Origin of the sequence: Kitasatospora sp. NPDC001540, from assembly GCF_042894345.1 — a bacterium.
Classification (GTDB): Bacteria; Actinomycetota; Actinomycetes; order Streptomycetales; family Streptomycetaceae; genus Kitasatospora; species Kitasatospora phosalacinea_C.
Window position 1 is genome coordinate 1 of sequence record NZ_JBIAVO010000041.1, and the last position, 12,979, is coordinate 12,979.

Genomic DNA, 12,979 nt, shown 5'->3' on the forward strand with positions numbered 1-12,979 from the left:
AACGTCACCCGGAACCGTCTGGGCAGACTCGTCCGCCAAGGCACGCTTATCCAGCCCCGACGAGGCCTCTACCAAAAACGGACTTAACGCCCTCTGAGACCAACGAGGAGATCCTGGAGGCGAACGCCCTTCGGCGCGCGGCAACGGAAGAGCTCCGGACGTCCTCCTGGAAGGGCGAGGAGAATCGCGCCCGCCGAGCGGCGCTGAAGGCCACCATCGCCGAGATGCCGCCGTTCAGGCGCGTCACCGGGCCTACCACGCGCCAGCACATCCGACGCACCCTCCGCGTCTCGCTCAACGACGCGATTGCCGATGGTCTCATCACCTTCAACCCGGCCTCCCACGTGAAGATCGACCCGGCGAGCAAGCCCAAGGCCCTCCTCTGGACGCCGGAGCGCGTCGCCGAGTGGCGCGAGACCGGCAGCAAGCCGTCGCCCGTCATGGTGTGGACACCTGCTCAGACCGGCGAGTTCCTCGACTTCGTGGCGGACCACCGCCTGTACGCGATGTGGCACCTCATGGCCTTCCGCGGTCCTCGCCGGGGCGAAGCCTGTGGCCTCGGCTGGTCGGAGACCAACCTCGATGCCTCCTCCCTCACCGTCACCACCCAGTTGGTCCAGGACGGTTGGGGCGTCGAGGAGTCCATACCGAAGTCGGACGCGGGCTTCCGGGTCGTGCCGCTCGACGAGCAGACCGTCCGCGCCCTCAGTGCCCACCGCGTCCGCCAGCAGGCGGAGCGTGAGAAGTGGGGACCGGCCTGGCAGGACACCGGCCGGGTATTCACCGACGAGGACGGCGGCTGGCTGCACCCTGGCAAGGTCACCGACATGTTCGAGCGGCTCGTGTCCCTCTCCGGCCTTCCGCCGATCCGCCTGCACGACCTCCGCCACGTCGCGGCGACGCTTCTCCTCGCGGCCGGCGCCGATCTCAAGGTGGTCCAGGAGCTGCTTGGCCACTCCTCCATCACCATCACGGCGGACATCTACGCCAGCGTCCTGCCCGAGCTGGCCTTCGCCCAGGCCGAGGCCGCCGCCGCGCTCGTCCCCCGGGCGAGGTCGCCGAAGGACGCCCAGTCCGCCAGCTGACCAGGCACTGATCTGCCGTCCGCTCACGCATCGCTCACGCAGACGGCCCGCAAACGCAGCAGCACCCCGGCTACTCAAATTAGCCGGGGTGCTGCGCTGCAGGTCAGAGGGGGTTCAACCCCCTCGCCGTACGTGGGCCGCCAGGGGCTCGAACCCTGAACCTACGGATTAAAAGTCCGCAGCTCTGCCAATTGAGCTAGCGGCCCGCGGTAGGCGTGGACCCGGAGGGGACAGCGCCTGCCGGGGTGATCCTACCTGGTGCCCGGTGGGGGATGACCAGTGGATTGCCGGGTGGGTCGCGCAGGTCGGGGGCGGGGACCGGCGAGGGGTCAGGGGGTGGGCAGGTGGGCGGTTCGGACGCGGTGCAGCCAGGCTTCGACCGGGCGTTCGTCCGGAGCGGCGGGCAGGACGCCGGGGCGGCCGAGGCGGGTCTCGGCGTCGGCGAGGAGGGTGGCGGCCTCCTCGGGGTGGTCGGCGTAGCGCTCGCCGAGGGCGCGGACCCGCTCGGGGTCGGGGAGGCGGATCTCCAGGTGGCCGGTCTCGTGCAGGGTGACGCCCTGGCGGACCAGGCGGACCAGGTGCCGGGCGTGCTTGGCGGCCCTGGCGCGGCCGGTCGGGTCGGTGCGGTCGCGGGCGGTGAGCTTGCGGAACTGCTGCTCGGCGTAGCCCAGGTAGGCGCGGCGGACCGCCGGACCGCACAGGAAGGCCTCCCGCAGGCCGATCAGCTCCTCGCCGAGCGGTGTCCGGACCTCGTACAACTCCTCGGGCAGCCAGACGAGTTCGGTGGCGGTCGGGTTGCCGCCGAGGGCGAGGCGGCACCACTTGGCGGCCTCGTGGAGGGTGCGGTCCGGGGCGGTGGTGACGTGCGACTCGGCGGGGCGGTGCAGGCCGTGGAAGGCGACGGTGGGCGCGGCGAACAGGCCGAGCCGGTCTAGGTCGGAGCCGGCGTGCGCCAGGCCGTACGCGGTGGAGCCGACGATGCCGGAGAGCAGGACGTTCACGGGCGGACGCCTCCTCGGCGGACGCGGGCGGGTGCGGGTGCGGGTGGGTGTGCAGTTTCGCCCGGGGCGGGCCGTCCGGGCGAGCGATTTAACGGGGCGGGGGAGGAAGGGGGCAGGTGGGGGGAGGAGACAGAACCCGGCGTACAGGCCGACACGGCCACCCCGGCCGCCATCGGGCGGATGGTGAACGGCGGCCACCGGCAGCGGAGTTGCGTACTCGGTGGGCCTCGGCGACACAGGTGTCGGCGGTGACGCGGCACCTCGGTGCGCCCCCGGACGGGATCGGGCAGATCGGCTCATTGGTGGCCGAACTGCCCTTCCCCACACGGCCGTTGACCGTACAGAAGCTACCCGTCCGACTGCGAGGGGAAACCGACCCGCGGATCGCCACCCGCCGCCTGCGGGATCAGTGAACTACCGCACCGCGTCCGGCATTTCGCGCGGCAGGTAGCCGTAGCCGGTCGAGTTCGGGACGGCCGTGCGCAGGGCGGCCAGCAGCGGCTGCGGCGTCGTCGCGTACACGGTGGTGTAGTGGTGCTCGCCGAGCGCCGGGTCGTTGGTCCAGGCGGGCCGCTCCTGCGCCGGAGTGGTGGCGAAGTGCCCGTCCGCGCCGTTCCGGTTGCCCCGGCCGTCCAGCCGGACCCACCACGAAGTGCCGGGCAGCAGAACGCCGTTGAGTCCGTGCAGCACGTCCAGCTTCTGGTAGCACAGCCCGGCCGGGATGCCGTTGGCGCGCAGCAGCGCGGCCAGCAGGTGCGACTTGCCGTGGCAGATCGCGTTGCCCGCGGCGAGCACGTCGGAGGCCCGGTAGGCGGCCGACCAGCGGCCGATGTCCGCCGAGTGGTCGATCCGGTCGCGGACGTGCTCGAACACCGCCTCGGCGGTCCGCACCGGGTCGTCCTGCCGCAACTGCGCGGCCAGGGCGACGATCGCGGGGTGGTCGTGGTCGACGACCTCGTCCGCGGCGAGGTACGCGGACAGGTCCGGCCGGTCGGCCCGCAGCGGGCCGTGGGGGGAGAGCGAGAGGTCCATGGCAGTGATGCTCGGCCGCCGACTGCGCCGCCCGCAAAGGAATTTCACCCGGTGGGATAGCGTCGGGACGACACCGTCGTGGACGAAGGAGCTGACCGGCATGGCGCAGGGCGAGGCGGACGAGGTGCTGGTGGTCACCGGCGGCGGTCGCGGCATCGGGGCGGCCACCGCACTGCTCGCCGCCGAACGCGGCTACCGGGTGTGCGTCAACTACCGCAGCGACGCGGACGCGGCGGACGCCGTGGTGCAGCGGATCCGCTCCGCGGGCGGCACCGCGATCGCCGTCCGCGCCGACGTCTCGCACACCGCCGGGGTGAACGGGCTGTTCGAGACCGTCGACCGCGAAATCGGCACCCTCACCGCCCTGGTGAACAACGCGGGCACGCTGGAGCGGCAGTGCCGACTGGACGAGCTCGACGAGGACCGGCTGCAGCGGATCTGGGCCGCCAACGTCACCGGCCCGTTCCTGTGCGCGGGCGCCGCGGTGCGCCGGATGTCCACCCGGTACGGCGGCCGCGGCGGCGCGATCGTCAACGTCGGCTCGGCGGCGTCCCGGCTCGGCTCGCCCAACGAGTACGTCGACTACGCGGCGTCCAAGGGCGCGCTCGACTCGATGACCACCGGCCTGTCGCTGGAGGTCGCGGCCGAGGGCATCCGGGTCAACGCCGTCCGCCCCGGCCTGATCCACACCGGCATCCACGCCCTCGGCGGCGAGCCCGGCCGGGTCGACCGGGTCGGCCCGAACCTGCCGATGGGGCGCGGCGGGCAGCCCGAGGAGATCGCCGAGGCGATCCTCTACCTGCTCTCCCCCGCCGCCTCGTACGTCACCGGCGCCTTCCTGGACGCGGCCGGCGGACGCTGACCGGCCCTGTCCGATCCCCCTCGACACCGCCCCGGCCCTTCGGCACCGGCCCGGCCCCCTCGACACCGCCCCGCCCCCTCGATACCGGTTCGGTGAACGCACCGGCCCGGCGCCGGGCCCTGCACCTACCGTGGAGCGCATGACCGAGACCGAGATCGCCGCCGCGCCGTTCCTCGACATCCCCGACGTCCCCAACCTCCGCGACGCCGGGGCCGGTGTCTACCGCCCCGGACTGCTCTACCGCTCGGCCACCCTCAACCGCCTCACCGACGAGGGCCTGCGGCGCTTCGCGGAGCTCGGCATCCGCACCGTCCTCGACCTGCGCAGCACCCCCGAGGTCGCGGACTGGCCCGACCGCCTCCCGGACGGCGTCCACTACCTCCACCTGCCGCTGCTGCCCGACCCGACCACCACCGCCCGGGTCTGGCCGGAGGACCAGGCCGCGCTCTACCCGTTCATGGCCGAGACCGGCGGCGTCGCGATCGCCGCCGCCGTCCACGCCCTGGCCAACGGCGCCCCGCTGCTGGTCCACTGCGCCGTCGGCAAGGACCGCACCGGCCTGACCGTCGCCGTCCTGCAGCTCCTGGCCGGGCTCCCCCTCGAAGCGGTCACCGCCGACTTCCTCCGCTCCAACCCCGGCCTCGGCCTCGACCGCGGCCCCGTCCCCTACTACGACGCCGCCGGAGTCGAACGCCTCTCCCGCCCGGTCGAAGCCGCCCACCTGCACGCCGCCCTCGACCACGCCACCACCACCCACGGCTCCCTCGACGCCTACCTCCGCAACCACGGCGCCACCGAGGCCGACCTCGCCACCCTCCGCACCCTGGGCCCGGTGTGACGACGGCCGACGACCGCACGAGCAGCTGACGGCACCGGCGTCGGCGTCACCCCGTTTCGTCCGCGGCCAGGGCCACCGGGGAGCCTCGGCGGCCGGTCGGCTGCCCCGTGGTCGACTGACCTGCGGTCGGCTGCCCCGCGGTCGGCTGCTCGACGCCCTGCCGGCGGGCCTCGGCGTGGAAGAGGAGGGCCAGGACGACAGCGGTGGCGGCGAGTTGGGCGAGCGGGCCGAGCCGGACGCCGAGCGGGGTGGTGGCCAGGACGAGGGCGGCGGCGGTGAGGCGGAAGCGGCTGGGCCCGAGGACGAGGATGCGGCGGACGGCGGCGTTGGCGCCCAGGAAGAGGGCCGTGCCGCCGGACAGGGCGAGCGCTTCGGGGAGGTGGAGGGGCGAGGTGGGGTGGGCGGTGGCGGTCTTGGCGCCGGTGGCGAACAGGATGACGGCCAGCAGCAGGGCGTAGTGGCCCAGGTAGTAGACCTTGATCGCGGCCAGGTTGCGCCGGGCGTCGTCGAACCGGGCCATCGCGTGGACGGCCCGCTCCTCGTCGTCCGCGCCGAAGTACGCCCACCACAGGCCGACGCAGACCGCCAGGGCCAGCATCGCGGCGGCGGCCGGGGCCGCAGTGAGCTCGTTCTCGCCGATGCCGACGCCGATGGCGATCACCGACTCGCCGAAGGCGACGATCACCACCAGCCCGTGGCGCTCCACGAAATGGTCGGAGCGGAGCTGGAAGCGCGGCAGGTCGACCAGGTACGGGATGGCCAGCTGGAGGCCGAACGCGGCCGTCCAGAGCAGGAGTTCGGGCCCGCCGCGGAGGTACCCGCCGGTGATCACCAGTCCGGCGCCCAGCAGGTTGAGCGCCCCCATCCGGGCGACCGGCCCGGGGCGGACCCCGGCATTGGCGAACATGCCGGTGTGCACGGCGATGACCAGCAGGTACGCCCAGCCGAAGGCCTCGCCGCCGCCGTCGAAGGCCCGCGGCACGCTGAGCGCGATGACCAGGAAGCAGCCCATCCCCAGCAGCATCAGGGCGCGCCGCCCGTGGGTGCGCGGCGGGACGGCGTTGGCGACCCAGATGTAGGCGTCGTACATCCACCAGATCACCGCCAGCATCACCAGCACCCGGGCGAGGCCGCCGGGGGTGAGGTGGTGGGCCAGGCTCGCGGTGAGCTGGGTGATGACGAAGACGAAGACCAGGTCGAAGAAGAGCTCCAGCGGGCTCGCCCGCAGCTCCCCGTCCCCCGTCGGTGCAAGCTCTCGATCGGTCACCGCCCGAGTATCCCAATCCCCGTTCCCCGTGCGGCGGGCAGCTCGTTAGGAGCGTTACCGTGGACGGCGCGCGCACCGGAGCCGTGCAGTCCCGAAGTCGTGAAGGAGTACGTCCGATGGCCCGTTTCCCCGTCACCGCCGCCGTTGCCGCCACCGGACTGATCGGCGGGTACGCGACCGCGCGGTTCAGCGGTCGTCGCGAGCTGGGCGGTGCCGTACTGGCCGCGGCGGGGGCGACCGCCGCGGTGCGGTGGGGGCGGCGGTCGGGGGTGCCGGCCGCGGCGGGGCTGACCGCGCTGTACCTGGCCGCGTTCGGCGGCTCGCACCCGTTGGCGAAGAAGATCGGCGCCTGGCCGGCCGTGCTGACCGTGACGGGCGTGGTCACCGCGGCCTCGGCGCTGGCCACCGGCGACTGAGCCCGGGCCGGGGCCAGGGCCAGGGCCAGCACCGGAGCCAGGAGCAGGACCAGACCCGGAGCCGGGGCCGGCTCAGCCGCCGAAGCGCGCCTCGAAGGCCGCCCGGTTCGCCGAGGGGCGGTTGCGGTCCCAGACCGCGAACACCACCCGGTCGAAGGCCGCGCCCCAGCCGTCCAGGGCCTGTCCGAACGCGGCCGCCACCTCGACCGGGTCGTTGCGGAACACCCCGCAGCCCCAGGCGCCCAGCACCAGCTCCCGCACCCCGTGCCGGGCGGCGACGGCCAGCACCCGCCCGGCCCGCTCGGCCAGCACCGGGCCGAGGTCGAGCGGACGGCCGGGCGAACGCAGCGCCAGCTGGCCCGCGTTGGGCGCGGGCGAGGTCAGGAAGCCGACCCGGTGGGTGCGTTCCAGCAGCTCTCCCCGGTCGTCCCGGATCACCGGCACGCCGGGCGACCAGATCACCCGGTGGCTGTAGTGCAGGTCGGTGGAGGCCCGGTGCGCCTCGTAGTAGTCGGGGGCCTCCAGCAGGCAGCGGTACAGCAGCGAGGAGCGGCAGACGTCCTCCTCCTGGGCCTGGGCGCCGCGCAGGTAGCCGCCGCCGGGGTTGCGCGCGGACGCGAAGTTCAGCACCGCGACGCCCCGCCCGCCGTCCGCCACCAGCCGCCGGGCGGCCGCCATGCTGCCCTCCCCGGTGACCTCGACCACCGCCCCGGCCGCCAGCGGCCCCGGGCCCGGCCCGAACTCCGCGTCCGCCCGGTACGAGACCGTGCCCGCCCGGGCCTCGGCCAGCTCCTCGGCGATCCGCACCACCGCCCCGGCCGGGCTGCGGTACTCCCCCCGGTCGGCGATCTCCTCGTTCTGCGTGGCCACGGCCCGCTGCCTACTGCTCATGCCTCGGCACGCTAATCCCCAACTCCCGCTCCCACCAGCGATTTTCACCGCCCAGGAAACGCGGACGGGCCCGCCCCACCGAAGTGGAGCGGGCCCGTACCGGACTGTGCGTCAGTTCTTCCAGCGCGGCTTGCGGTCGCCGCCGCCGTTGTAGCCGCCGCGGTCGTCGCGGTTGAAGCCGCCACGCTCACGGTCACCGAACGAACGGCCACCACGGTCGCCGCCGCGGTCGTCACGGTTGAAGCCACCCTGCGGGCGCCCGCCGGAACGGTGGTCGTCACGCCGCACGAACGGACGGCTGCCGCCACCGGCCTGGCCGCGGTCACGGTCGCCGCCGGCGCCGAAGGGACGGGCCGGGCGGTCGCCGTACGAGCGGCTGCCGCGGTCGTCACGGTTGAACCCACCGCGCTCACGGTCACCGAACGAACGGCCACCACGGTCATCACGGTTGAACCCGCCACGCTCACGGTCACCGAACGAACGGCCACCACGGTCATCACGGTTGAAACCACCGCGCTCACGGTCACCGAACGAACGGCCACCACGGTCATCACGGTTGAAACCGCCACGCTCACGGTCACCGAACGAACGGCCACCACGGTCATCACGGTTGAAGCCGCCACGCTCACGGTCACCGAACGAGCGACCACCACGGTCATCACGGTTGAACCCGCCACGCTCACGGTCACCGAACGAACGGCCACCACGGTCGCCGCCGCGGTCGTCACGGTTGAACCCGCCACGCTCACGGTCGCCGCGGTCCCGGTTGTTGTACGCCGGGCGCTCGCTGCGGGCCTCGCGGTAGGCCGGGGCGCGCTCCTCGGCCACCGCCACCGGCTCGGCCTCGGCGGCGACCGCGGCCACGGGGGCCTCGGTCTCGGCCTCGGCGGCCGGCTCCTCGTCCTCGATGCCCAGCTCGGCGCGCTCGCGGGCGGCACGGGCGGCCAGGCGGTCGGCCTCCTCGCGCAGCTCGGTGGCGCGGCGCTGGGCGCGCTCCAGCTCGCGGGTCAGCTCGGCGACCTCGCGCTCGGCGGCACCGGCGATGCCGGAGGCGCTCTCGGCCTGCACCTCGACCAGCGAGCGGGCGCCGGTGATCCGGGCCACCTCGGCGTCGAAGGCGTGGTCGAGGATGTGACGCGAGGCGTCCACGCCCGCGTCCTCCATCAGGCGGAACACGCCGCGGCGCTGGTGCGGCAGCACCAGGGTGACGACGATGCCGGAGCGGCCGGCCCGGGCGGTGCGGCCGGAGCGGTGCAGGTAGTCCTTGTGGTCGCCCGCCGGGTCGACGTTCAGCACCAGGTCGATGCCGTCGACGTGGATGCCGCGGGCGGCGACGTCGGTGGCGACGACCACGTTCAGGTAGCCGTCCTTGAAGTCGCCGAGGACGCGGGTGCGGGCGCCCTGGGTCATGCCGCCGTGCAGCGCGTCGGCCTTCACCCCGGCCTCCATCAGCTGCTGGGCGACCCGGTCCGCGCCCATCTGGGTGCGGACGAAGATGATGGTGCGACCCTTGCGGGCGGCGATCGCGTTGGTGATCGGCGCCTTGTCCTTGGGCTTCACGACCAGGATGTGGTGGGTCATGGTGGTGACCGCACCGGCCGACGGGTCGACCTCGTGGGTGACCGGGTTCTTCAGGTAGCGCTTGACCAGGCTGTCGATCTCGTTCTCCAGGGTGGCGGAGAACAGCAGGCGCTGGCCGCCGGCCGGCACCAGGTCGAGGATCTCGGTGACCTCGGGCAGGAAGCCCATGTCGGCCATCTGGTCGGCCTCGTCCAGGACGGCGATCTCGACCTCGTCCATCTTGGCGGAGCCGCGGTTGATCAGGTCGCGCAGGCGGCCGGGGGTGGCCACCAGGACGTCGACGCCGCGCTCCAGGGCGTAGATCTGGTTCGACATCGAGGTGCCGCCGCAGACCACCTTCAGGCGCAGGCCGAGCACCGAGCCGAAGGGCTCCAGCGCGTCGGCGACCTGCATGGCCAGCTCGCGGGTCGGGACGAGGATCAGGCCGCGCGGGTGCTTGGCCTTGGTGCGCTCGCCGCCGGCGAGGCGGGTCAGCAGCGGGAGGCCGAAGCTCAGGGTCTTGCCGGAGCCCGTGCGGCCGCGGCCGAGGACGTCCTTGCCGGCCAGCGCGTCCGGGATGGTCGCGGCCTGGATCGGGAACGGGGTGGTGACGCCGCGCTTGGCGAGGGCCCGGACCACGTCCTCGTGCAGACCGAGGTCGCCGAAGGTGACGGTGGGCTCGGCGTCGGTGTCGTCCGCGGCGTCCGCGGTGTCGGTGTCGTCCGCGGCGTCGGTGTCCGCGTCGAAGTCGGTGTCCACGTCGGCGTCGGTGAGCTCGGCGAGCTCCGCGTCCAGCGTGTCGGTGTCGAGGGAGTCGGCGTCGGACCCGTTCGCGGGCATGGCGAAGCGGGCGTCGTCAACGAGAGACATGCAAAACCTTCCGGAAGTGGCACGCGCCAAAGTCCGGTGGGTCTGTTGAAAAACCGCCTCTATGCGGTCAGCCACGGATCGCCGGAACGCGCCAAGGGCGCTCAAAGGTGTATGAGGAGCGCCAGCCAAATAGGATCAAACGAACGATCTACCACCATAGGGGAACCTCGGGATCGGAGGCAAATCCCCTGGTCATCGCCTTCGAACGAAGGTGTGGACCGCTCCCTCAGTGTACCGAAGACGGGTCGCTCGGCCCCTCCGTCCCCGAACCGCTGGGCGTCGCCGACGGCGACGGCGAGTGCGCGGGCGCCGACGGGCTGCTCTGGGGGGTCGGCGGGGCGGTCGTGCCGCTCCCGCCGGTGGGCCGGTCGGTCGGCGGCGAGGCGGGCCCACTCGCCGTCCCGGACGGGGGCGTGCTGCTCTCCGCGGGGGCGGGCACCTGCACCGGCGCGCCGGGCACCCCCGCCGACCCCGGCGGCGGCGTGGACCCGGGCGCCGGGGCCCCGGCCGGGGGCGACGCGGCCGGTGACGCACCGTCAAGGCTCAACGAGCCGCCGTGCTCCCCGTGCTGACCGCCCTGCCGCCCGCCCTGGCCGCCGCCCGGCCTGGTGCTCGCCGCCGCCGTGCCGCCCGTCCCGGACGGCTTCACCTCGACCGCCCCGCCGGGGGCGTCCGCGCCCACCGACATGCACCCGCCCAGCCCCAGCACGGCCAGCGCCGCCGCCACCGAACCCGCCGCCGCACGCCGCCGACGCACCGACCAACCCGCCACCATCGAGCCACCTCCCGCACGGCCCGCCCGGGGGCCGCCGCCTTTCCGGTGCCCAACGCGCGGCCGCCCACCGGGACACGGGTGGCGCCCCACTCACCCCCAGAGCGCGCGTCCGACGGCCGCCCCCGCGTACACCGCCGCCAGGCCCGCGCCCAGCGACAGCGCCACGTTGCCCAGCGCCGCGCCGCGCGCGCCGTTCTGGGCCAGCCCCAGGGTCTCGAACGAGAAGGTCGAGTACGTGCTGAGCGCCCCGCACAGGCCGGTGCCCAGCAGCAGCCGGACGTCCGGCGGGGCGACCGCGGCGAGCAGGCCGAGCAGCGCGCAGCCGCCGACGTTGACGGTCAACGTGCCCCACGGGAAGCCGAAGCCGACCCGGGCGTGCACCGCACGGTCCGTCAGGTACCGCAGCGGGGCGCCGACCGCGGCCCCCGCCACCACCAGCAGCCAGTTCATCCCGCCGCCCCCCGTCCGTCCGTCCCCGCCGCCCGCCCGTCCGCCGCCGCCCGCTCGCTGCGCGCCAGCAGCACCGCCCGGGTCGCGCCCGCAGCCGCCCACACGGCCGCCATGGCGGCCAGCAGCGTCCCGCCCAGGTAGAGCAGCGCCTTGCCGGGCAGCCCGTGGTCGAACAGCTGCTGCGCGTCCACCGCGTACGTCGAGAAGGTGGTGAACCCGCCGAGGATCCCGGTCGCCAGGAACGGCCGCAGCAGCGGGTGCGGCGGGCGCGGCCCCTCGGTGAGCAGCACCAGCACCACCCCGATCGCCGCGCAGCCGAGGACGTTGACCCCCAGCGTGGTCCACGGGAAGGCGTCCTGCGCGGTCGGCCACAGCAGCCCCGCCCCGTACCGGGCGACCGCCCCGAGCACCCCGCCCGCGGAGACCGCCGCCACCACCCGCCCCTGCCCGCGCAGCACCGGTTCCCTCGTCGTCATGCCGCCAGTGAAGCACCCGCCGCGACCCCGCCGACCCGGCCCCCGACACCCCGCGGTGGCCTGGCGTCCCGTCGGCGGAACTCCGACAATGGGGCCCGTGGAGATGACCCGGGACGAGTTCGAGGCGCTGGTGTCCGACGCACTGGACCAGATTCCGCCGCAGTTGGCCGCGATGATGGACAACGTCGCCGTCTTCGTCGAGGACGAGCCCGCCCCCGGCACCCCCGACCTGCTCGGCCTCTACGAGGGCATTCCGCTCACCGAGCGCGGCGAGTGGTACGCCGGCGTCCTCCCCGACCGGATCATGGTCTACATGGGCCCGACCCTCCGCCTCTGCGAGACCCGCGAGGAGGCCGTCGACGAGGTCCGCACCACCGTCATCCACGAGGTCGCCCACCACTTCGGCTTCGACGACGACGAACTCCACGAACTCGGCTGGTCCTGACCCACGCCCCGCCCGCCGCGCCGACCACCGGAAACCGTTTTGGCGTTCCCGCCCGGCATCCCATATGCTTCTCGACGTCCCCGAACGCCGGATGATCCGGCCGGAAGGGCCGCAAGCCCTCATCGTCTAGTGGCCCAGGACGCCGCCCTTTCAAGGCGGTAGCACGGGTTCGAATCCCGTTGGGGGTACGCAGTACCGTAGTAAGGTCCTGTGCGGAGCGATCCGCATGAGGTCCCGTGGAGCAGTTGGTTAGCTCGCCACCCTGTCAAGGTGGAGGTCGCGGGTTCAAGTCCCGTCGGGATCGCTCGTCTCGCAAGAGACGGTGCAGTACGGCCAGGTAGCTCAGTTGGTACGAGCGTCCGCCTGAAAAGCGGAAGGTCGCCGGTTCGACCCCGGCCCTGGCCACCACGTACGACCAGGCACGATGCCCTCGGAGCAGCTCGCTTCGGGGGCATTTTCGTGCCGTTTGACGCCAACGGCCCCGAATCGCTCTGGATCTGAGCAGCCAAGATGGCTGGTCCCAGCAATGGGGGCACGTGACGCCAATCACAGGGCACTGCTCCGCAGGGGGTGACCGGCGTCGGCAGGATCCCGTTGATCCCCTCCAGCCAAGGCTGACACGATCGCCCTGCGGTAAATCCGGAGGACCTCGTCGGTCGGCAAGTGCAACGCGTGACGTGCTCGTGGTTCCACGCCCGCGACAGCGGTGGCGAGCCCGAGCCGTTGCACATGTGGCTGCATGTGGAGGACCTCGGCCCGGTCCGGTTCCACACGCTGGACCACATATTTGATCTTCGGATCGGCGAGCCCCACGACTGCTACGACATGGACATGCTCGGGCATGTCACGGTCAGTGCCGCACCGGATGAGTTCCCTCTCGCACCGTTCGCAGGCAGCGGGGTCGTCTCCATCCGGCACATCCGACAGCGGTCCATCGACAGCCGCGTCGGCTTCAAGGTGACGTTCCAGGTTGGAAGTGTTCGGATCCTCGCTCTGGCTGATGATCTGGTC

13 protein-coding genes, 4 tRNA genes and 1 pseudogene are annotated in these 12,979 nt (G+C 73.4%); 10 read left to right on the forward strand and 8 right to left on the reverse strand.

Translation table 11 applies throughout. From position 1 onward, the window contains the following. Positions 1 to 18 precede the first annotated feature (18 nt). Together ACFY00_RS32560 and xerC are read left to right on the forward strand one after the other, a co-directional pair. Positions 19 to 87, forward strand: coding sequence for a hypothetical protein (locus tag ACFY00_RS32560; RefSeq protein WP_388031919.1), 69 nt, complete (start codon positions 19 to 21; stop codon positions 85 to 87). Between the two features lie 5 nt (positions 88 to 92). Continuing rightward, positions 93 to 1,085, forward strand: a pseudogene (xerC, locus tag ACFY00_RS32565) (tyrosine recombinase XerC); the annotation flags it as partial. Between the two features lie 133 nt (positions 1,086 to 1,218). On the opposite strand, the gene ACFY00_RS32570 reads toward xerC, so the two are convergent. The 3 genes from ACFY00_RS32570 to ACFY00_RS32580 all read right to left on the reverse strand — a co-directional run bounded on the left by ACFY00_RS32570 (position 1,219) and on the right by ACFY00_RS32580 (position 3,118). Next, positions 1,219 to 1,291, reverse strand: a tRNA-Lys gene (locus ACFY00_RS32570). A gap of 123 nt (positions 1,292 to 1,414) precedes the next feature. Further along, complete coding sequence (locus ACFY00_RS32575; protein ID WP_388036329.1) at positions 1,415 to 2,086, reverse strand: DNA polymerase beta superfamily protein; 672 nt, start codon at positions 2,084 to 2,086, stop codon at positions 1,415 to 1,417. 414 nt (positions 2,087 to 2,500) lie between these two features. Further along, the gene (locus ACFY00_RS32580; RefSeq protein WP_388036332.1) at positions 2,501 to 3,118 is read right to left on the reverse strand and encodes a transglutaminase family protein; all 618 of its coding nucleotides are present in this window, start codon (positions 3,116 to 3,118) and stop codon (positions 2,501 to 2,503) included. A 100-nt stretch (positions 3,119 to 3,218) separates the two neighbouring features. Here ACFY00_RS32580 and ACFY00_RS32585 point away from each other — a divergent pair, with 100 nt between their 5' ends. After that, positions 3,219 to 3,980: an SDR family oxidoreductase gene (locus ACFY00_RS32585; protein WP_388036334.1), complete on the forward strand. Its 762-nt coding sequence runs from the start codon at positions 3,219 to 3,221 to the stop codon at positions 3,978 to 3,980. Between the two features lie 139 nt (positions 3,981 to 4,119). Beyond that, positions 4,120 to 4,818: a tyrosine-protein phosphatase gene (locus ACFY00_RS32590; protein WP_388036337.1), complete on the forward strand. Its 699-nt coding sequence runs from the start codon at positions 4,120 to 4,122 to the stop codon at positions 4,816 to 4,818. A gap of 46 nt (positions 4,819 to 4,864) precedes the next feature. Here the strand turns inward: ACFY00_RS32590 and ACFY00_RS32595 are convergent, their stop codons facing one another. Further along, a complete protein-coding gene (locus tag ACFY00_RS32595) occupies positions 4,865 to 6,085 on the reverse strand; it encodes a low temperature requirement protein A (RefSeq protein WP_388036340.1) in 1,221 nt (406 codons plus the stop codon). Between the two features lie 116 nt (positions 6,086 to 6,201). Between ACFY00_RS32595 and ACFY00_RS32600 the strand changes: the two genes are divergently transcribed. Then, a complete protein-coding gene (locus ACFY00_RS32600; protein WP_388036343.1) occupies positions 6,202 to 6,501 on the forward strand; it encodes a hypothetical protein in 300 nt (99 codons plus the stop codon). 72 nt (positions 6,502 to 6,573) lie between these two features. Here the strand turns inward: ACFY00_RS32600 and ACFY00_RS32605 are convergent, their stop codons facing one another. Continuing rightward, positions 6,574 to 7,392: a TIGR02452 family protein gene (locus ACFY00_RS32605; protein ID WP_388036346.1), complete on the reverse strand. Its 819-nt coding sequence runs from the start codon at positions 7,390 to 7,392 to the stop codon at positions 6,574 to 6,576. Between the two features lie 111 nt (positions 7,393 to 7,503). Continuing rightward, on the reverse strand, positions 7,504 to 9,822 hold the full coding sequence (locus ACFY00_RS32610; protein ID WP_388036348.1) for a DEAD/DEAH box helicase: 2,319 nt from the start codon (positions 9,820 to 9,822) through the stop codon (positions 7,504 to 7,506). Positions 9,823 to 10,166: 344 nt separating this feature from the next. Here ACFY00_RS32610 and ACFY00_RS32615 point away from each other — a divergent pair, with 344 nt between their 5' ends. Then, positions 10,167 to 10,394, forward strand: a complete 228-nt coding sequence (locus ACFY00_RS32615) for a hypothetical protein (protein ID WP_388036351.1) — start codon at positions 10,167 to 10,169, stop codon at positions 10,392 to 10,394. A gap of 293 nt (positions 10,395 to 10,687) precedes the next feature. Here ACFY00_RS32615 and crcB (ACFY00_RS32620) read toward each other — a convergent pair whose 3' ends face one another. Both crcB (ACFY00_RS32620) and crcB (ACFY00_RS32625) read right to left on the reverse strand, forming a co-directional pair. Continuing rightward, complete coding sequence (crcB, locus tag ACFY00_RS32620) at positions 10,688 to 11,047, reverse strand: fluoride efflux transporter CrcB (protein WP_388036354.1); 360 nt, start codon at positions 11,045 to 11,047, stop codon at positions 10,688 to 10,690. Beyond that, complete coding sequence (gene crcB / locus ACFY00_RS32625) at positions 11,044 to 11,523, reverse strand: fluoride efflux transporter CrcB (protein ID WP_388036356.1); 480 nt, start codon at positions 11,521 to 11,523, stop codon at positions 11,044 to 11,046. Before crcB (ACFY00_RS32625) ends, crcB (ACFY00_RS32620) begins: the two co-directional genes overlap by 4 nt. 103 nt (positions 11,524 to 11,626) lie before the next feature. Between crcB (ACFY00_RS32625) and ACFY00_RS32630 the strand changes: the two genes are divergently transcribed. The 4 genes from ACFY00_RS32630 (at position 11,627) to ACFY00_RS32645 (ending at position 12,376) form a co-directional block, all read left to right on the forward strand. Continuing rightward, complete coding sequence (locus ACFY00_RS32630; protein WP_285734396.1) at positions 11,627 to 11,968, forward strand: metallopeptidase family protein; 342 nt, start codon at positions 11,627 to 11,629, stop codon at positions 11,966 to 11,968. A gap of 115 nt (positions 11,969 to 12,083) precedes the next feature. Then, a tRNA-Glu gene (locus ACFY00_RS32635) sits at positions 12,084 to 12,156 on the forward strand. Positions 12,157 to 12,198: 42 nt separating this feature from the next. After that, a tRNA-Asp gene (locus ACFY00_RS32640) sits at positions 12,199 to 12,272 on the forward strand. A 27-nt stretch (positions 12,273 to 12,299) separates the two neighbouring features. After that, positions 12,300 to 12,376, forward strand: a tRNA-Phe gene (locus ACFY00_RS32645). Positions 12,377 to 12,979 lie beyond the last annotated feature (603 nt).